Annotated in this window: 13 protein-coding genes and 1 riboswitch; of the genes, 4 read left to right on the top strand and 9 right to left on the bottom strand. The window is 64.4% G+C overall.

Annotated elements, in window-relative coordinates; genetic code table 11:
- Nucleotides 1–192: 192 nt before the first annotated feature.
- On the top strand, nucleotides 193–1,422 hold the full coding sequence (locus O9Z63_RS16360; protein ID WP_270126415.1) for a molybdopterin molybdotransferase MoeA: 1,230 nt from the start codon (nucleotides 193–195) through the stop codon (nucleotides 1,420–1,422).
- Nucleotides 1,423–1,700: 278 nt separating this feature from the next.
- Here O9Z63_RS16360 and O9Z63_RS16365 read toward each other — a convergent pair whose 3' ends face one another.
- The 9 genes from O9Z63_RS16365 to metH form a co-directional block, all read right to left on the bottom strand.
- The gene (locus O9Z63_RS16365; protein ID WP_270126416.1) at nucleotides 1,701–2,120 is read right to left on the bottom strand and encodes a putative signal transducing protein; all 420 of its coding nucleotides are present in this window, start codon (nucleotides 2,118–2,120) and stop codon (nucleotides 1,701–1,703) included.
- A 199-nt stretch (nucleotides 2,121–2,319) separates the two neighbouring features.
- On the bottom strand, nucleotides 2,320–2,463 hold the full coding sequence (locus O9Z63_RS16370) for an MFS transporter small subunit (protein WP_197062975.1): 144 nt from the start codon (nucleotides 2,461–2,463) through the stop codon (nucleotides 2,320–2,322).
- A gap of 36 nt (nucleotides 2,464–2,499) precedes the next feature.
- The gene (locus tag O9Z63_RS16375; RefSeq protein ID WP_270126417.1) at nucleotides 2,500–3,903 is read right to left on the bottom strand and encodes an L-lactate MFS transporter; all 1,404 of its coding nucleotides are present in this window, start codon (nucleotides 3,901–3,903) and stop codon (nucleotides 2,500–2,502) included.
- Nucleotides 3,904–4,101: 198 nt separating this feature from the next.
- Nucleotides 4,102–5,637 carry an N-acetylmuramoyl-L-alanine amidase gene (locus O9Z63_RS16380; protein ID WP_270126418.1) on the bottom strand — a complete coding sequence of 512 codons (1,536 nt, stop codon included), beginning with the start codon at nucleotides 5,635–5,637 and terminating at the stop codon, nucleotides 4,102–4,104.
- Between the two features lie 79 nt (nucleotides 5,638–5,716).
- Nucleotides 5,717–6,265, bottom strand: coding sequence for a hypothetical protein (locus O9Z63_RS16385; RefSeq protein WP_270126419.1), 549 nt, complete (start codon nucleotides 6,263–6,265; stop codon nucleotides 5,717–5,719).
- Between the two features lie 56 nt (nucleotides 6,266–6,321).
- Nucleotides 6,322–6,912 (bottom strand): energy transducer TonB, encoded by a 591-nt coding sequence (locus O9Z63_RS16390; protein WP_270126420.1) that lies wholly within the window; start codon nucleotides 6,910–6,912, stop codon nucleotides 6,322–6,324.
- A gap of 248 nt (nucleotides 6,913–7,160) precedes the next feature.
- On the bottom strand, nucleotides 7,161–7,637 hold the full coding sequence (locus tag O9Z63_RS16395) for a tetratricopeptide repeat protein (protein WP_270126421.1): 477 nt from the start codon (nucleotides 7,635–7,637) through the stop codon (nucleotides 7,161–7,163).
- 98 nt (nucleotides 7,638–7,735) lie between these two features.
- Nucleotides 7,736–8,692, bottom strand: coding sequence for a methylenetetrahydrofolate reductase [NAD(P)H] (gene metF, locus O9Z63_RS16400; protein WP_270126422.1), 957 nt, complete (start codon nucleotides 8,690–8,692; stop codon nucleotides 7,736–7,738).
- Nucleotides 8,693–8,834: 142 nt separating this feature from the next.
- The gene (gene metH / locus O9Z63_RS16405; protein WP_270126423.1) at nucleotides 8,835–12,560 is read right to left on the bottom strand and encodes a methionine synthase; all 3,726 of its coding nucleotides are present in this window, start codon (nucleotides 12,558–12,560) and stop codon (nucleotides 8,835–8,837) included.
- Nucleotides 12,561–12,632: 72 nt separating this feature from the next.
- Nucleotides 12,633–12,746, bottom strand: a riboswitch (SAM riboswitch).
- Between the two features lie 400 nt (nucleotides 12,747–13,146).
- On the opposite strand from metH, the gene O9Z63_RS16410 reads away from it, so the two are divergent.
- From O9Z63_RS16410 to O9Z63_RS16420, 3 genes are all read left to right on the top strand, one after another.
- The gene (locus tag O9Z63_RS16410) at nucleotides 13,147–15,678 is read left to right on the top strand and encodes a DUF5686 and carboxypeptidase-like regulatory domain-containing protein (RefSeq protein WP_270126424.1); all 2,532 of its coding nucleotides are present in this window, start codon (nucleotides 13,147–13,149) and stop codon (nucleotides 15,676–15,678) included.
- 237 nt (nucleotides 15,679–15,915) lie between these two features.
- Nucleotides 15,916–16,188 carry a hypothetical protein gene (locus O9Z63_RS16415; RefSeq protein ID WP_156109136.1) on the top strand — a complete coding sequence of 91 codons (273 nt, stop codon included), beginning with the start codon at nucleotides 15,916–15,918 and terminating at the stop codon, nucleotides 16,186–16,188.
- Between the two features lie 228 nt (nucleotides 16,189–16,416).
- Nucleotides 16,417–19,644: a cyclic nucleotide-binding domain-containing protein gene (locus tag O9Z63_RS16420; protein ID WP_270126425.1), complete on the top strand. Its 3,228-nt coding sequence runs from the start codon at nucleotides 16,417–16,419 to the stop codon at nucleotides 19,642–19,644.
- Nucleotides 19,645–19,860: the final 216 nt, after the last annotated feature.

A 19,860-nucleotide genomic window follows, 5' to 3' on the forward strand; every position in this document is an offset into this window, starting at 1 on the left:
AAGGTTACCGGCCGATGTAGAGACGCGACACTTCGCGTCTCGTCGTTGCTGATATTGTTTGAATGGTACGGTTCCGAACTGTTCAACGACGAGACGCGAAGTGTCGCGTCTCTGTATCCGCCTTTCCAAACAACCAGCGGCCTTATTCGTTGGGAAACGGCACAAGCTAAAGCTTGTGCTACATTTATCCCTATGATTTCTGTTGCTGAAGCCACCCGCCTTGTTGCCGCCACCATTCGCCCGCTGGGTGTGGAGCATCTTTCCCTGAGCCTCACCACCGGCCGCGTGCTGCGCGAGGACCTGCGCGCCGACCGGGATTTTCCGCCCTTCAACCGGGTGGCTATGGACGGCATGGCCGTGCGCTACGAGGCCTTGGCAGCGGGCCAGACGGAGTTCCGCATCCACCACACCCAGTTTGCCGGCCAGCCGCCCCAGCCGCTTCCCGAGGCCACGGCCGCCGTGGAAATCATGACTGGGGCCATGCTGCCGCCCGGCGTGGATACCGTGATTCGCTACGAGGACCTCACGTTCCGTACCGATGCCGACGGCCAGCGCTGGGCCACCGTGCAGGCGCTGCCGCCCCGGGCCGGCCACAACGTGCACCCCCAGGCCGCCGACCGCCAGCAGGGCGACTTGCTGGTGCCCGTCGGCACCCGTCTGGAACCCGCCGAAGTAGCCGTGGCCGCCACCGTAGGCGCTGCCACCGTGGCCGTGTCGCGGCGGCCGCGGATAGCCGTGGTGAGCACCGGCGACGAGCTGGTGCCCATCACCGAGCAGCCCCAGGCTCACCAGATCCGCCGCTCCAACGCCATCATGCTCCAGGCCGCCGCCGAAGCCGCCGGGGCCCGCACCGAAATCTTCCACTTCGACGACGACCCTGCCGCCTTGCGCCAGGGTTTGCCCGCCCTGCTGGCCGGCTTCGATGCAGTGGTGCTCAGCGGGGGCGTGTCGATGGGCAAAGCTGATTTTCTGCCGGAAGTGCTGCGGGAGCTGGGCGTGGAGCAGGTATTTCACGAGGTGAAGCAGCGGCCGGGCAAACCGTTCTGGTTCGGGCAGCAGCCCGGTGGGGCGGTGGTGTTTGCGCTGCCCGGCAACCCGGTGTCCACGTTCGTGAACTTCTACCGCTACGCCCGGCCCTGGCTGCTGGCCGTACAGCAGCCCGCCGGCACCTCGGCCGCCGGAGCCGCGCCCGTGCCCGCCGTCCTCACCCACCCCATCGACTTCAAGCCGCCCATGACGCACTTCCTGCTGGTGAGCCTGGAGCCTAGCCCCGATGGCCGCCTGCTGGCCACCCCCGAGCGGGCCGGCGGCTCCGGCGATATGGCCAGCCTGCTCACCTCCAGCGGCTTCCTGGAGCTACCGCCGGAACAGGAACATTTCCCCGCAGGCACGGTGCTGCCGGTGTGGCGGTTTCGGGGGTAGTGAGCGAAGTCAAAAGGGAAAAGCCAGAGCTGACAGGGTGTAGGCGCTTCGGCTTTTCCCTTTCGGCTTAACTAGCAAACTCAAGTTGCGGAGAAGCCGCGTAGCGGCGGCAGGTGTGTAGTTTATCAATCAACAACCGGTAAAAGCCGCGTAGCGGCGACAGATTCGCTGGTAGATGGTCCCACAGACCTGCCGCCGCTATGCGGCTTGTTAGCAAATAGCACCTGACTTACTACAAACCTGTCGCCGCTACGCGGCTCTTCCGCAACTTGGGTTTGCTACGCTTCAAAATCCAGCCCGCACTGGAAGCAGTGGCACTGGGGCTTCTCGGGGGCCAGCAGCCACAGGCGCAGCTTTACGAACAGGTTGTCCTGGGGCTGGGGCTGGTGGCGGCACACTACGTCGGGGTGATGGCAACGGGGGCAGCGGACTGTGGCGGGGGCTTCCTCGTCGTCGGAGCTGGCCAGAGCGTGCATGGTGGGGCGGCTGGCGTCCAGCAGTTCCTGGGCGGCGGCTAGGTCGGGCTGGCGCACGTGCAGGCGTACGCCGCCGGATATGGGGCCGTAGGGCCGGTTTTCGTTGCTCAGGAAGCTCGGGATGCCGGCGGCATCCAGCTGATTTTTGGCCAGATGCGCCGAGATGGTGTTGGCGAAGGAGGCCAGCAGCACAATGGGCTGGTCAGTGGGCTCGTCGAACATGCGGCAGGGGTCGGTATTGAGTATCAGGTACTGAGTATTTAGTATTTGAGGGCAACACTCAGTAGTGAGCTATACTGGTCACCAAAATAGCTCATACTCAGCGTTTGCCACTCCACATTGAACACGCAGTACCCTAAAACAAAAGAAGCACCCCGCGGGGTGCTTCTTTTGTTTTAGGGCCATTTTATTTTGAAGGATGCTACTTAAACAGGGCCAGGGCCTTGATGAAGGTCTGGGAAACGCCCCAGGCCAGCGGCACGCCTACAAACAGCCAGGCAATCACCAGCGCGCCAGTGGAGCTGGGCGTGGCGTCGGCGTTGGAATTCTGCGTTCTTGGTTCCATATCGAATTGAAAGTCAGGAAGTACGTGATACGGCGGTTAGGCCACTGTTTTTTTGGCGGGCTCCTTCTCAAAATACCGCTCGGCGACAGGTTTCACCAGGAAGTTGGCAATCAGGCCCACCACCAGCAGCACTGCCATGGTGTAGAACACCGACTGATATGCCGCCGCGCCCACTAGGCCTTTGTCTTTGGCGCTGCCGTGCAGGTAGTTCACAATCACGGGGCCGAGTACGCCGGCCGTACTCCAGGCCGTGAGCAGACGCCCGTGGATGGCGCCCACCTGCAGCTTGCCGAACAGGTCGGAGAGGTAGGCCGGGATGGTGGCGAAACCACCGCCGTACATGGTCAGAATCACGCAGGACACCACCACAAACAGCGTCAGCTGGGCGCCGGCGCCCAGGGTCGGAATCAGGGCGTAGAGCAGAATGCCCAGGCCGAAGTAGATGGCATACGTGGTTTTGCGGCCCAGCTTATCCGAAGCCGACGACCAGAAGAAGCGGCCCAGCAAATTGAACAAGCTCAGCAAACCCACGAAGCCGGCAGCGGCCGCCGCCGTTACGCCGCGTCCGGCGCCCATAGCGGCATCCGAAAACGACTCCTGAATGAGTGGTGAAGCCGTTTCGAGCACGCCGATACCGGCCGTCACGTTCATGCACAGCACCACCCACAGCAGCCAGAACTGCGGCGTCTTGATGGCGTTGTCGGCCGTTACGTTGCCGGTGGTGATGAGGGCGTTGTGGTCGGTGGAAGGCGTATAGCCCTCCGGCTTCCAGTCGTCGGCAGGCACCCGAATGGTCCAGACGCCGAACTGCATGAACAGCAAATAGATAACCCCCATGGCCAGGAACGTAGCGGCCACGCCCAGCGAGCCGGTACCAGCCGCCTTGAAGTGGTCCATGAGCGTAACGGCAAGCGGCGAGCCAATCATAGCGCCACCGCCGAAGCCCATGATGGCCATGCCCGTGGCCACGCCCTTGCGGTCGGGAAACCACTTGATCAGGGTGCTCACCGGCGAGATATAGCCGATGCCCAGCCCGATGCCGCCCACGAAGCCGTAGCCGAAATACACCAGCCAGATGCTGTGCAGGTGCACGCCCAGCGCGGCAATGAAGAAGCCGCCGCCAAAGCACAGCGCCGACGCCATCATGGCCTTGCGCGGCCCAACGCGCTCCAGCCACTTACCAAAAATGGCGGCCGAAAGGCCCAGCAGCACAATGGCAATGGAGAAGATTACGCCCAGCTGCCCGGGCGTCCAGTCGGCCGGGGCCGGGGCGTCGGGGTTGCCGCTGATGAGGGCGCCCAGGGGCTTTTTGAACACGCTGAAGGCATATGCCTGCCCGATGGCCAGGTGCACTGCCAGCGCGGCCGGCGGCACCAGCCAGCGGTTGTAGCCGGGGCCGGCTACGGTGCGGCTACGGTCCAGTAAAGAATCTTCTGCCATGAGGAATGGTGGTTTTGGTGGTGAGGTAGAACAGAAACGCCCAAAGCACGACCGGAAGCCGTGCCTGATTTTTAGGAAGATATCGGCTTTGTACGCCGATTAGCGGCAAACGCCCAACTATTTTTTGCTAAAAAGCTATAGGTCCGGCTTCGCCCCCAGCAGCTCCCCTCCTACCCCGGCCACCCGATACCGCCGCGGCTACTCCCGGGCCGGCTGGCGCAGCAGCCAGCCGCGCAGGCCCTTTGCGCGCGAGGCCTGCAGAAAATCCTGCACCCCGGCGGCCATGGCCTGCGCCATGCGGCGCTGGGCGGCGGGGTCGGTCAGCACCTTTTCGTCTTCCGGGTTGGAGAGAAAGGCCGTTTCCACCAGTGCGTTGGGGTACTCGGTGGGGCCATTCAGGCCAAAGTTGAAATTGCCGACCAGCCCCCAGCCCGGCAGGCCGGTCTCGGCCTGCATGCGCTGGTAGAGCGCCGCCGCCAGCGGCCGAAACGCCACGTAGCGGTAGAAAGCCGCCGTACCCCGTGCCGCCGCGCTGCCCGCCGAATTCACGTGGATGCTCACCAGCAGCGCGGGCCGACGCTGGCGCAGCAGCAGCACCCGGTCGCCGTTGTCCACAGTGCGGTCGTCGGTGCGGGTCATGAGGACACGAGCGCCGCGGCGCTCCAGCTCCTGCTGTAGCTGCCGGGCAATGGAGAGCGTGAGGTCTTTTTCACGGATTCCGGCCGGGGTGGCCGCGCCGGTGTTGGTGCCGCCGTGGCCGGCGTCGATGGCGACCAGCAAGCCCTTCAGGCGCAGTTTGGCTGGCGGGCGCGCCACCTGCACCACCAGCGTATTGCGCACGTAGCCTACGTGGTAGCCCCAGCTTTGGCGGTGCCGCAGCGGCAGAACCATCCGAAACACGTCGGGCTGGGGCTGCTCGTAATACACGTCGCCCAGCTCCTGCAGGCCGGCGCGCTGCGTTATCCAGTTGGTGTTGGACGTGGCCCCGAACACATCCACGACCAGCCGGGTGGGGTTCTGGAGCAACTGGGTGCGGTAGGGCAGGCGCTGGCTGAGCGGCAGGCGCACGTAGTCGTAGAGCGAGTCGCCCTGCACACTCCACGAGCCGGTGAGCGTGGCCGGCACGAAGCCACCCGGCGGCAGCAGACGCACCACTTCAGCGGGCACCCACGCGTGCTGGCCGGCCGCCAGCTGCACGCGGTACTGGCCCGCAGCCCGCCCTACCACGTGCAACACCACCAGCGAGTCGAGGTAGCCGAGCTTGGCGCCGCCCAGCCGGTCTTCACCCAGGCCATAGTTCAGGTAGGCCAGCCCGCCCTGGGTGAGGGCCAGCTGGGGTTGGTCGGGGCTGAGTACCCGCACGGGCGCGGCGGTGGCCAGGGAATCGTGGCGGCCGTCGGGCAGGCGCAGGTGCAGCCACAGGGGCCGGCCGGCGGAGCCGCCGAGGGTGTCGGCAGCGGTGATGGTGTAGCTGCCCTGGTAGATGCCGCGCTGCCCGCCTGCTTGTTCGGGCGGCAGCTCAATCAGCGGCCGGCCGTTCAGGAACGTGGCCCGCCCGCCCGGTTCGCCGGTCAGGCGCACCTGCAGCTGGTCGCCGGGGCTGAGCCATAACTCACCGCCGGGCACAGTTTCCGCCGTTTTTATCGGGCGCTGGGCCGCCGCCGGATTGGCCCCCAACCATAGCAGCAGAGCCAGCCATCGGGCGGCAGAAATCCTTTCAAGAGCTTTTCGCATCTGGCACCTCCCCTAATCAACATACATAAAAAGAGAGCCCCGCCAGGCGGCAGGGCTCTCCGATACAAGGAAAAACAAGCTATTCCTCGCGCACGGCCTCGCGCAGATCTTTCACGTCGCGGCTGGTTTCCATGGCCGTAAACTCGGTCTGGAGGGCCCGGATGTGCAGTTCGTCGCGGCCTTTGATGTCAAGGCGGATTTTGCGGAACTGGGCGTTGAGGCGGCGGCTGATAACTGTGGCGTAGTCCCAGTCGCGCTGGGTCCAGGCCTTGCGGCGGGCCCGCACCTGCTGCATAAATTGCGTGAAGGCCGGCTCGATGGTGGCCGGCGTCAGCTGCTCGATACCAGCATAGGTGCCCAGCAGCTCGTTGGCGAAGGTACTGGCGTCGGCGTCGCTGATGGGCTGGCGCGCCCGGGCCCGCGACACGGAGTCGAAGCGGGCGGCGCGGCGGCCGGCCACGCGCAGCTTGGCGGCGGCGCGGTCGGCCAGCGTATCAAGGTTGCGGACTTCGTCGCGCACCACTTCCTGGCGCTCACGCGGGGTGGTGTCGCAGGAGGTGAGCAACAGGGCAGCGCCGGCGGCCACGCCGGTAGCCGCCAGCAGGCGGAAGGTAGGAAACAGGTTCATGGGCGAAATGTACGTAACCTACCCCTACTCAGGTTAGGCCTGCCGCCCCAGCCGGCCTAGCGCTGCTGCAGCCGAAACGTGAAGGGCAGCTCGTACACCACCGGCACGGCGCGCCCGGCCAGGCGGGCCGGAATCCACTGAGGCGGAATGGTGCGGCATAGGCGCAGCGCCTCTTCGTCGCAGCCGCCCCCGATGCCCATCAGCACCTTGTGCCCGGAGGCACGGCCCAGCGTGTCGATGGCAAACGACACCAGCACCTTGCCCTGAATATTTTTGTTTTGGGCCTGCACCGGGTAGTTGAGCTTGGCCATATAAGCCGCCAGCGCGGCCTCGCCGCCCACAAACAGCGGCGGCTGCTGCACGCGGGTGCGGGTCCACTGGCCGGGGCTCACCTCCGCTTCGTACGGAATGTCCTCGATGGGACGGTAGAATAAGAGCTTGCCGGCGGTGTGGTCGTAGCGCTGCACCAGCACCTGACGGCCGTCGCGGGTGAGGCTGAAATACTCCCAGACGCCTACTTTACGGCCTTTGTCCATCTCGCCACTTTCCAGCTCGCTTTTGCGAATTCGTTGTTGCGCCGAAGCGCCGGGACATAGCAATAGCAGCAACAGGGCGCAGAGCGCCGCGAAAGAGTAAAATTGTTTCATACGGGTGGGAAGGAGGACGTTGCGGCCGGCTCAGGGGGGATAGAGCACATTGCCGCCAGAGCAAAAAATTAGTGGCAAAGTTCAATTATATCTTCACCGCCGCTGCCCCCGTCACCTCCCGTTTTAGTATGCATAGGCCCCGGAATGACCTGATTAGCTTTCGAAAACGACAACCTGCCGGGTAGAAGCAAGAAGTTAGATTCCGGAAATATACAAGTGTTATAGCAGATACACAAGCCGTTGCAGCCTCAGCTCTCCGGATTATCAAGCTGTTCGAGCAGGTCGCGGAGCTGCGCCTGCAGGCCCGGCTGGTGCGGGCAGATCTTCTCCAGGCGGCGCAGCAGCCGCAGGGCCCCAGCCGTGTCGCCAAGCATACGGCGCATAGTGGCCCAGCCCGCCAAAGCCCCGAAATGGCGGGGTTCCAGCCGCAGGGTTTGCTGCACGTCGCGGATGGAGGCGCGGTACTCGCCGCGCAGGTAATGGGCCGTCGCACGCTTGTTCCAGCCCTCAGCGTAGGCGGGCCGCGCCTGCACCAGCACGTCGAACTCGGCAATGGCCAGGGTGTAGTCGCCGGCGGCCATGGCGCGCATGCCCACCTCCAGGTGCTTGTCGAGGCGGTGGTCGTGGGTGGTGAGCCAGTGCTGCCAGATGCCGTTCTGCAGCGCCTCAATCTCCGTGGGGGCGGTGGCCTCGCGCAGCCGCGCAAACAGGTCGTCGGGGTTCATGGTCGTTAGTCGTGGTTTGTTTTTCGGTTTTCGATGCTGGCAACAACCCGTAGGCTTTCACTTCAACGAAAACCGAAAAACAAACAACGAAAAACCCGTTAAAACAGCGCCGCCGCCACCTGCCGGATACTCTCCGACTTGCCCATGCTGTAGTAGTGCAGGCAGGGCACGCCGTGGGCCATCAGCTCGCGGCTCTGGTTGATGCACCACTCAATGCCGATTTCGCGGGCCGCCGTGTTGTCGGGGGCCAGATGCACGGCATCGGCCAGCTCTTCCGGAATGTTGAGGTAGAAGGCCCGGGGCAGCATCGTGAGCTGGCTTTTGGTGGTGAGCGGCTTGAGGCCGGGGATGATGGGCACCGTAATGCCGGCCTCGCGGCAGCGCTTCTCGAAGGCAAAAAACTGCTCGTTGTCGAAAAACATCTGCGTCACGATGTAGTCGGCGCCGCGGTCCACCTTGTGCTTGAGGTAGCGCAAATCGGCCCCGTAGTTCGGCGACTCGAAGTGCTTCTCAGGATAGCCAGCCGTGCCGATGCAGAAGTCCGTAGCCCAGGTATCGTCCTGCTTTTCATCCAGATAAGCACCCTTGTTCAGGTCCGACACCTGCCCAATCAGGTCGCAGGCGTAGGCGTGGCCGTCGGGGTCGGGCTTGAAGCTGCCTTCCGATTTAATAGGGTCGCCGCGCAGCGCCAGCACGTTGTCGATGCCCAGAAAGTGCAGGTCGATGAGGGCGTTTTCGGTTTCCTCCTTCGAGAAGCCACCACAAATAAGGTGGGGCACGGTGTCCACGTCGAAGCGGTTTTTGATGGCCGCGCAGATGCCCACGGTGCCGGGCCGCTTGCGCACGGTTTTCTTTTCCAGCAGGCCGTTGGGGTGCTGGCGGTACACGTACTCCTCGCGGTGGTAGGTCACGTCAATAAACGGCGGCTTGAACTCCATCAGGGGCTCGATGTTGGAGAACAGGTTCTTGATGTTCTCGCCCTTTTTGGGGGGCAGGACCTCGAAGGAAAACAGCGTTTTGCCGTTGGCGCGGGTCAGGTGTTCGGTTACTTTCATCAGAAGCGCCAACTGGCAGGTGGCGAAGTATTGGATGTAGCGCGAAGCTTTTGCTTCGCGTTTCGTTGATAAAAACAGATGCCGTGGCTGCGTGACAACACCATCAGCAACGGTACGCGAAGCAAAGGCTTCGCGCTACTGGCTACCCTGCCGTTACGGGCACTGCCGCCGGCTCGTAGTTCAGGTTCGGCATCAGCCAGCGCTCCAGCTCAGGCAGGGGCATGTTTTTGCGCTGGGCCATATCGGCCACCTGGTCCTGGCCGATGCGGCCGAGCCCGAAGTAGCGGCTGTCGGGGTGGGCGTAGTAGAGGCCGCTCACGGACGAGGCGGGGTACATGGCCAGGTTTTCGGTGAGGCGGATGCCGGTGGCGGTTTCGGCGTCGAGCAGGTTGAACAGGGTAATTTTCTCGGTGTGGTCGGGGCAGCCGGGGTAGCCGGGAGCGGGGCGCACGCCTTTGTATTTCTCCTGAATCAGGTCCTCGTTGGTGAGGTTCTCGGCCGGGTCGTAGCCCCAGAACTCCTCGCGCACGCGCTGGTGCAGGCGCTCGGCAAACGCCTCGGCGAGGCGGTCGGCCAGGGCCTTCATCAGGATACTACTGTAGTCGTCGTGCTCGGCCTCGAACCGCTCCAGGTGCTTTTCAATACCGATGCCGGCCGTGACAGCAAAGCCGCCGATGTAGTCGGCCCGGCCGGTTTCGAGCGGGGCCACGAAGTCGGAGAAAGCCAGGTTGGGCACGCCTTCGGCCTTTTCACTCTGCTGGCGTAGCGTGAAAAACTCGGTGGCTACTTTGGTCCGGCTGTCGTCGGTGAACACCTGCACGGTGTCGTGGCCGACGGTGTTGGCGGGCCAGAAGCCGATGACGGCGCGGGCCGTGAGCAGCTTCTCGTCGATGATCTGGCGCAGCATCTTCTGGGCGTCGTGGAAGAGCTGAGTGGCGGCCTCGCCCACGTTCGGGTCTTCCAGAATGCGCGGGTAGCGGCCTTTCAGCTCCCAGGTCTGGAAGAATGGCGTCCAATCGATGTAAGTGGCCAGTTCGGCCAGGTCGTAGTCTTCCAGCGTTTTGGTGCCGAGGAAGGTAGGCTTCACAATGGGCGTGGCGGCCCAATCGGCCTGGAACCCGTTTTCGCGGGCGGCCTCGATAGTCAGGTAGTTTTTGTCGCGCTGACGGCCGGCGTAGTCCTCGCGCAACTGGCGGTACTCCTCGCGCACGGTGCGGGCGTACTCCGCATCGGCCGAGCCGAGCAGGGCGGCGGCCACGCCCACCGAGCGGGAGGCGTCGTTCACGTGCACGATGGGGCCGCTGTAGTTGGGCGCAATCTTCACGGCGGCGTGCAGGCGGGAGGTGGTGGCACCGCCGATGAGCAGCGGGGTTTTCAGACCGCGCTTTTCCATCTCCTGGGCCACGTACACCATCTCATCCAGGCTCGGCGTAATCAGCCCGCTCAGGCCGATAACGTCCACTTGCTGCTTCTGGGCTTCGTCGAGGATGCGCTCCAGCGGCACCATCACCCCCAGGTCCACGATGTCGAAGTTGTTGCAGGCCAGCACCACGCCCACGATGTTCTTGCCGATGTCGTGCACGTCGCCTTTCACCGTAGCCAGCAGGATTTTACCGGCCGTCTGCCGGTCGCCGCTCTGCTTGTCGGCCAGCAGGTAGGGCTCCAGGTAGGCCACCGCCTTCTTCATCACCCGGGCCGATTTCACCACCTGGGGCAGGAACATTTTGCCGGCCCCGAACAGGTCGCCCACCACGTTCATACCGGCCATCAGCGGGCCTTCAATCACCTCTAGCGGGCGGCCTACCAGCTGCCGCACTTCCTCGGTATCCTGGTCGATGAACTCGGTAATACCTTTTACCAAGGCGTGCTGCAAACGTTCCTTCACCGGCAGACTGCGCCAGGCGTCGGCCACCACTTCCACTTTGTCTTTCTGCTTCACCGTGTCGGCGAAGTCCACGAGGCGCTCGGTGGCATCGGGGCGGCGGTTGAGCAGCACGTCTTCCACCAGTTCCAACAGATCCTGCGGCACCTCGTCGTACACGGCCAGCTGGCTCGGGTTCACGATGCCCATGTCCAGGCCGGCGCGGATGGCGTGGTAGAGGAAGGCCGAGTGCATGGCCTCGCGCACCACGTCGTTGCCGCGGAACGAGAAGCTGATGTTCGAAACGCCACCGCTGGTGAGGGCGCCGGGCAGGTTGGCTTTGATCCAGCGGACGGCCTCGATGAAGTCCAGCGCGTAGTTGCGGTGCTCCTCCATGCCGGTGCCCACCGTCAGGATGTTGGGGTCGAAAATGATGTCCTCGGCCGGGAAACCGACCTCGTTCACCAGGATGTCGTAGCTGCGGCGGCAGATTTCGATGCGCTTCTCGTAGTTATCGGCCTGGCCGTTCTCGTCGAAGGCCATGACCACCACGGCGGCACCGTACTGGCGCACGGTGCGGGCCCGCTGCCGGAACACGTCCTCGCCTTCCTTCAGGGAAATCGAGTTGACGATGCTCTTGCCCTGCACGCACTTGAGGCCGGCTTCCAGCACGCTCCACTTCGAGGAGTCAATCATGACGGGCACCCGCGAAATATCGGGCTCCGAGGCAATCAGGTTCAGGAAGGTGGTCATGGCCTGCTCCGAGTCGAGCATGCCTTCATCCATGTTCACGTCGATAACCTGCGCGCCGCCTTCCACTTGGTCGCGGGCCACTTGCAGGGCGGCTTCGTAGTTGCCGGTGCGGATGAGACGGGCAAAGGCGCGGCTGCCGGTCACGTTGCACCGCTCGCCCACGTTCACGAACAGGCTGTCGGGGTACACGCCAAACGGCTCTAGGCCACTCAGGCGGGTGGCTTTGGGTACCTCGGGCAGGGTGCGCGGCGCGTATTTCTCCGCCAGGCGGGCCAGCTCGCCGATGTGCTGGGGTGTGGTGCCACAGCAGCCGCCCACCACCGTCACGAGGCCGTCGGCCAGGTAGCCTTCCACCACGCCCGCAAATTCCTGGGCCGACTCATCGTAGCCGCCGAAGGCGTTGGGCAGACCGGCGTTGGGGTAGGCCGAAATGTGCACGTCGGCAATGCGGCTCAGTTCCTTGATATACATCTTGAGCTGGTCGGCCCCGAGGGCGCAGTTCAGGCCCACGCTCAGCAGCGGCAAATGGCGGATGGAGTTCCAGAAGGCCTCCACCGTCTGCCCGCTCAGGGTGCGGCCCGAGGCGTCGGTAATCGTGCCCGAAATCATGACGGGCACCACTTTGCCGCCTTCATCAAAGAACTTCTGCACCGCGTACAAAGCGGCCTTGGCGTTGAGCGTATCGAAAATGGTTTCGATGAGCAGCGCGTCGGAGCCGCCGTCCACGAGGCCGCGCACCTGCTCCAGGTAGGCGGTGGCCAGCTCGTCGAAGGTCACGGCCCGGAAGCCGGGGCGGTTCACGTCGGGCGAGAGGCTGGCGGTGCGGTTGGTGGGCCCCACGGCCCCGGCCACGAAGCGCGGCTTGTCGGGCGTGAGGGCCGTAAAGGCATCCGCCGACTCCCGCGCCAGCCGCGCCGACTCGTAGTTCAGCTCGTACACCACGTGCTCCAGCGCGTAGTCGGCCTGGGCGATGGTGGTGCCGCTGAAGGTGTTGGTTTCCACCATGTCGGCCCCGGCGGCGAAGTACTCGTCGTGAATGCCCCGGATGATATCGGGGCGGGTGAGGCTGAGTAGGTCGTTGTTGCCGCGCAGGGGCTTGGGGTGGTCGGCGAAGCGCGTGCCCCGGAAATCCTCCTCCGTGAGCGTGTGGCGCTGGATCATGGTGCCCATGGCGCCGTCGAGAATCAGCACGCGCTGACGCAGGATGTCGTGGAGGGGGGAAGTAGTGGCGGGGGCAGGGAGGACGGTCGGCATATCGGCTCTTCTAAAGAAAATCAGCAGCAAAAAGTGCCTATCCAGAAAGAGCCGCGCGGGACGCGAATCCTGTTCTTATCTTCTTCCAGCGCCCGCAAAGGCCCTGAAAAGGGAATTAGCACCTTGTTTTATTTCAGGTTGCTAAGACGTCATCGGGCCCAATCCCTCGGTCTTTCTGGATAAGTAACGCAGCGAAGATACAACCGGAATTTCCGAAATTCAATTCCCCGATTTCCGGGCGTGTTCTGAAAGTGGCTTTTCCCGGCGGGTAATGGTGTCCGGACATTTATATGCACTCTGGGCTATACAGGCGGGCTATTCCACGGCGTTACTCGTCGGTTACCTGCTCGCTCCTTTTACACCGCTGGCTTATGCGCGCCCCCGCCGTTGCATGGTGGTGGCGCAGCAGCCGGCTCCATGCTAACAATTTGATAACCTGACGATAACCCTCTTCTGTATAAGGACTGCGGAACGTAGTAGGCGCTTTTTCGCTTGCGCTGTGTGAGAGGCATGGCAGGGCTATCCGAAAGCCGTATCTTACGCCTCGCCGTCTGTCATTTATCTGATTTCTAGCTGCCGATTGCCCTTGTTGCTTCCTTACCGCTACCACTTTCTGTTGTTGCTTTTGCTGCTGGCCGGCGCCGGTTCAACCCAGGCCCAGCAGCTGCTGCTGACCGGCCGCATCACGGAGGCCGCCACGGGCAAGCCGGTGCCGTTTGCGTCGGTGTTTGTGCCCGGCACCACGGCTGGCGCCACCGCCGATGAAAACGGCCGCTACTCGCTCAGCACCGCCCCGGCCGACACGGTGGTGGCGTCGGCCATGGGCTTTGCGGCCCTCAAGAAGCCCATCCGGCGGGAGGCCGCTCGCCAGACCATCGACTTTGCGCTTGGGGCCGGGGCCGTGAGCTTGGGCGAGGTGGTGGTGCGGCCCCGCGAGAATCCGGCTTACGCCATCATGCGGCGCGTGCAGCAGCAGAAAAACCGCAACAACAAGGCCCGGCTGGATGCCTTCGAATTCGACTCTTACAACCGCACCGAAATCAGCCTCAATAACCTGCCCGCGCAGGTGAGCAACCGCAAGGTGCTGCGCCAGATGACAGCCGTGGCCGACAGCCTAGGGCTGGAGCGCGGCGCCGACGGCAAGCCGGTGGTGCCCATTTTCGCCACCGAAATCGACTCGCGGTACTATGTGCTCCGCCAGCCGCTGCGCCGCCGCGAGGAAATCCGACACAGCCGCATGCGCGGCATGGCCCCGCGTGAGGGCTCGGTGATTTCGCAGGTGACAGGTTCCTCGTTTCAGGACTGGGACTTCTACCGCAACTGGCAGCAGATCATGGGCAAGGACTTTGTGTCGCCGATTGCCGACGGCTGGAAGTTCTCCTACGAATACGAGCTGCAGGACTCGGTTTTCATTGGCAAGGACTACTGCTACCAGCTGGCCGTGACGCCGCGCCGGGCGCAGGATCTGGCCTTCACGGGCACCATCTGGATTACGGCCGACAGCTACGCGCTGCGCCGTATCGACGTGTATGTCAGCCCCGAAGCCAACCTCAACTTCATCGACCAGATCAAAGTAAAGCAGGACCTGACGCCTACCGCGGCCGGCCCCTGGCTGCCGCTGCAGACGCGGGTGTTGGTGGGCATCCGGCCCAGCAAGCAAAGCACCGGCGTGGTAGCCCGCTTCGTCACCATCAACTCCAACTTCGAGGCCCAGAAAGAGCACCCACTGGCCTTCTACGACCGGCCGCTGGAAACCCTGGCCGCCCCGGTGGGCCCGGCCAGCAAGGAGCCCGACAACTTCTTTGAACTGAACCGCCCCGATACGCTGAGCGTGCAGGAGGCGCGCACCCTGATGGTGCTGGATTCGGTGCGTAAGCTGCCGGCCGTGCGCTCGTTGCTGGAGGTGGCCGATGTGGTGGTGAACGGCTACTACCGGGTGGGCAAGTTCGACCTGGGCCCGGTGCTGGCCACCGTGGGCTACAACAACATCGAGGGGCTGCGGCCGCGCATCGGGTTCCGGACCACGCCCGAAATCAGCCGCGACTGGACGGTGCGCGCCTACCTGGCCTACGGCCTGCGCGACGGCCGCTTCAAGTACGGCGCCCGCGCCACCCACGTCCTCGACCGCCGCTCCTGGACTACGCTGGGCTTCGAATACCGACACGACCTCGACCAGGTGGCGCTGCTCGACAACGACTACGCGCTGGAAAACCCGCTGTTTGAGGCCTCGGCCCGCCTCGGCAACATCGACCGGGGCCGGCCCGTGCTCCGCGACCTGTCGGCGCTGTCGTTGCAGTCGGATCTGTTTCGGGGCTTCACCCAGAAGGTCACGTTCCGGCACCAGCAGTTCCGGCCGCTCTACCGTTTCGCCTACTACACCGGCGACGTGCGCGTGGGCGCCCCCACCGACGACCAGTTCAGCTTGTCGGAAATCGTGCTGGAGTCGCGCTACGCCCCCGACGAGGTGCTGGTGCAAAACGAAAACCAGAACCGCCGCACCTCGTTTGGGCTCAAGCGCCTGCCCATCACCACGCTGCGCTACACGCTGGGCCTCAACCGGTTTCTGGGCGGCGACTTCCGCTACCACAAGCTCAACCTGCTGGTGGCGCAGAGCGTGCGCCTGGGCCAGCTGGGCCGCAGCACCTACACGCTGGATGCCGGTTACATCCCGAGCACGGTGCCCTACCCCATTCTGAAAGCTCACCTCGGCAACCAGTCGCCGTTCTACAACGCCGGGGCCTACAACCTGATGCGCTACTTCGAGTTCGTGAGTGACCGGTACGTGGCCCTGCGCCTCGACCACCACTTCGAGGGCTTTCTGCTGAACTCGGTGCCGGCGCTCAAGCAGCTGAACTGGCGCCTGGTAGCTACCGGCAACGTGCTCTACGGCGGCGTAGCCCGCGCCAACGACGCCATCATCCCGGAACTAGACCCTGCCAGCGGCGAGCCGCTGCCCCGCTTCCAGCCGCTGGGCCGCCTGCCCTACGCCGAGGTGGGCTACGGCGTCGAAAACATCTTCCGGGTGGCCCGCGTTGACTTCCTGCACCGCCTCACATACCGTAGCTCGCCGGGAGCCCGTAACTTTGGGGTGAAATTCAGTCTGCAGTTTAGTTTGTAGTTTCCAGTGATGGGGTAATGAGGTGAATGGTGAAACGTGACAAGCAATAGGTGACAGAAAAATAATTTTTCCGGCCGGCATACCTTCTACTATGCCACTGTATATCTTACCTGTCACCATTTACCTTATCACCTCGTCACCCAAACATACCCCATCACCAAACACACCTCCTGCAACCCCGGAGCCGCTTTGCGACTCTCAATGAATCAAAACCTCACGCTTTTTGTACAAGAGCTTATGGCATACGAAGTAGATAACCTGACCCTGGCCGAAGCCACCCGGCACGCTCCCTTCGTCGATTACGCCCGCTGCGTAGACGACAGCCAACGCCCCTACAACCACGTAGGCGACTGGCCCGCGGAGGGCGAACTGTACCCGGTGCGCGTGGTCGACTCGCGCACCGAAGGCATACCGCTCATTCACGTGCTGGGCTTTCAGGGCGAAGCACCCTTTTACAACGCTTTTGCCCCCCACCGCTTCGAAGTAATTCTGACCGTGTGGCTGAACTAAGCCCTTTCTAAATTTCTGACCCGCAAACTTCCCCGACCGGCCCTGTGCCGGCCGGGGAAGTTTGCGTTTGGGCCTGTCTGCAAGGCGGTTCTCCATTTGTACCCTCACGCCTGTTGCTGCCGTCCGTGCAGGAGTCTGTGGCGGGCACTACTTTTCTGACTTGACTGATATTTTTATACTTAATTAATAATATATTATACAAAATATCGAATCAAATACCCTGACCCGATGAACGCAGCGCAGTACTGGCACCGGCTGCTCGGCATTCGCACCCCGGAGGCAACTACCGTCTGGCTGTTTTTCCTGCACCACTTCCTGCTGGGGGCCGGCACCATGCTGGTGTACGTCACGGCCTCAGTGGTGCTACTGGAAAGCCACCCCGACCACAGCCTGCCGCTCTCGTACCTGGTGGCGGCGCTGGCGCTGGTGCTGGTGGGGCGCGCCTACGCCCGGCTGGAGCATCGGCTGTCGTTGCGGTACCTAGCGGTGTGGGTGCTGGTGGCGGTGCTGCTGCTCACGGGTGGAGTGGCGGCGCTGCTGCTGCTGGGCCACTCGCTGGCGGCGGTGCTGGCGCTGGTGGTGGGCTACCGCCTGATTTATCTGCTCACCAACCTGGAGTTCTGGGGGTTGTCGGCGCTGGTGTTTGATGTGCGGCAGAGCAAGCGCCTGTTCAGCCTCATCAGCGCCGGCGACCTGCCCGCCAAGGCCCTGGGGGCCGTGCTGGCCACCACCGTCTATGCCCATGCCCAGCTAACGCTGCTGCTGGCAACGGCGCTGCTGCTGTATGCCAGCACGTTTTTCACGTTGCGCGCCATTCTGCGGCGGCACCCGCTGCACGCGCGCCACGTGCCGGCGCGGCCCTGGCAGCCGGCGGCCGTATCGTGGCTGCCGGGCGGCACCGCGCTGGTGAGGGCCATGGGGCTTGGCGTGCTGGCGCTGGCCGCCGTCATGGCCGGCACCGAGTACCTGTTTTTCGTGAACGTGAAGCAGCGCTACCATCACTCCACCGACCTGATTGTCTACATCGGGCAGATGCTGGCCATTACGTATCTGCTGGCCACGGTCTTTAAGCTTCTGGTTTCGAGGCCAGCGCTGGAGCGGCTGGGGGCGCGCTGGGCGCTGGCCGTGCTGCCGCTGGCGCTGCTGGTGGCAGTGCTGCTGTTTGTGCCGCTGCGGGCCCTGGGCCTCACCGAAAACCGGGTGCTGCTGTATTGCTGCACGCTGTATCTGCTGGTGGAAGTGCTGCGCCGGGCGGTGTTCGACCCCATATTCTTGGTGCTGCTGCAGCCGCTGAGTGCGGTGCAGCGGCTGCAGGGCCACACTATGCTCAAGGGCCTGTATGAGCCGTTGGGCATGGCGCTGGCGGGGGGGCTGTTTCTGGGGCTGCCGCTGCTGGGGCTGCGCAGCACCTGGGGCCATCTGGTGTGGATGGGACTGCTGCTGCTGGCGGCGCTGTGGCTGCTGCACCGGGCCTACCAGCACTACCTGGCCGAACTCCACGAAGCGCTGGAGCTGCGTTTCATCGACCACCGGGAGCTGGCCCTGCCCGCCACGGCCCGGGCCCTGATGCTGCGCAGCCTTGGCAGTCCGCGCCCCGCCGAGGTGCTGCCCGCGCTGCAGTGGCTGCAGGTACACTTTCCGGAAGCCCTGGCCGAAGCGGCCCCTGCCCTGCTCCACTACCCCAACGACCAAGTGCGCAGCCAGGCCCTGCTGCTGCTGCCCAGCAGCCAGCTGCCTCCGGAGCTCCTGCACCGGCTGGCCACCTCCGACCCCGCCCCACACCTGCGCCAGGCCGCGGCCCAGCGCCTCGGCAGCCACCCCTTGTTGGTATTGGAAACCCTGCAAGCCCTGCTGAACCCCGCCGACGTGGCGGCCTGCGCCGGGGCGCTGCATGGGCGGCTGGCCACCAAGCCTAACTGCGCACTTGCTCAGGAAAGCCTGGCCCGGCTGCTGGCGCTGCCAACGCCGGCCGCGCGGCAGGCCGCGCTGGGGCTCAGCCACTACCTGCCCGCCTCGCAGCAGGCGGCGCTGCTGCACCAGGCGCTCCGCAGCCCTGACCCCGGCGTGGTGCAGGCCGGCCTGCGCGCCGTGCTGCAGGTACCGGCCGCTGTGCACGCCACCCTCGACTTGGCTCCGGCTCTTCTGAAGCTGCTGCCGCACGCTGCCTTCAGGGCCCCGGCCACCGCCTGCCTCGTGCAGCTCGCCGATGCAGCCCTGCCGCACCTGCGGCAGGCGCTACGGCCGGTGCTACCGGTTACGCCGGCTATGCTGCACCTGCCGGCTATTCTGGGCCGCATCGGGAGTCCGGCGAGCCGGCTGCTGCTGCTGGAGCTGGTGCAACGCCCCGCGCTGGCGCTGCGCGCCGTTGCTTTGCGGGCCTTACGCAGCTTTCATCCCCACCCCACCGACCGGCCCCTGTTCAAAAAGCTGCTGCGCGAGGAAATCACGCTGGCGCACCGCCTGCTGCGGGGGCTGGGCACTGAGCCGGGCGGGCCGCTGGCTGCCAGCCTCGCCTATGAGCTGGCCAGCCTGCAGCAGCGCATCTTCGGCCTGCTGGTGCAGCTCTACGAAACCACCACCGTAGTGCAGGCGCAGCGCAACCTGGCGCAGGCCAGCCCGGAGCGGCGCGCCAACGCCCTGGAGCTGCTCGACAACGTGCTGCCGCGCAGCCTCTACCTGGCCCTGCAGGCCGTGCTCGACGACCACCTGCCCCCGGCCGAAAAGGCCCGCCTCCTCAACGACCTGCTGCCCCCGCTGCCCGGCACCGAAGCGCTGAGCGCGTTTGTGGTGCGCCAGGGCGAGGCCGTATTCTCTGCCTGGACGCTCAGCATGGCGCTGCGCCACTGGCAGCCCACCGCCCACGACCTGCGCTGGCTGCGGCCCTACCTGCACTCCAGCCAGCCTCTGCTGCAGGAAAGCGCCCTGCTGGCCCTGAACCACCTTCGCATCAATGGCTACGCGCATTTTCAGCAGCTGCTGGCTGCGCATCCCTCCCTTTCTACCTACCTCATGCACCCCGCCTCCGATACCGCCGCCGTTTCCATCATCGAGCAGGTGCTGCTGCTCAAAAGCACGGCCCTATTTGCCGAAACGCCCGAAAACGTGCTGACCAGTATTGTGGCCATCCTGCAGGAAGTCAGCTACGCCGATCAGCAGCTCATCTTCCGGAAAGGGGAGCTGGGTGCCTGCCTGTTTGTGGTGTACGCCGGCGAGGTCGACATCCTGGACGGGCCGCGGCAGCTGGCGCGCTTCGGCAAAGGCGAGTGTTTCGGCGAGCTGGCCTTGTTCGATGCCGAACCGCGCTCCGCCTCGGCGGTAGCCGCCGGCCCCGCCCGCCTGTTCCGACTGGATCAGGAGGATTTCTACGAGCTAATGGAGGAGCGCGGCGAGGTGCTGCGCAACGTAGTGCGGGTGCTTTGCCAGCGCCTGCGCCGCCAGAATGAAATGGTGGGGTGACTTTTGGTGACTTTTGTTAATGAGGTGATGGGGCGATGGGGCGATGGGGTGACAGGTAAAGAAAGAACGTCATTCCGAGCAGCGCGAGGAATCTCGCCCGCGGGCTAATCCCAAAAAACACGGCCGTCTGAGCAAATACGTCAGCCCCCCCCCCTCTCTGAAGGAGAGGGGGCCGGGGGGTGAGGCCCACGTCAGCACGCGAGATGCTTCGGCTGC

This window comes from Hymenobacter yonginensis (genome assembly GCF_027625995.1).
Lineage (GTDB): Bacteria > Bacteroidota > Bacteroidia > Cytophagales > Hymenobacteraceae > Hymenobacter > Hymenobacter yonginensis.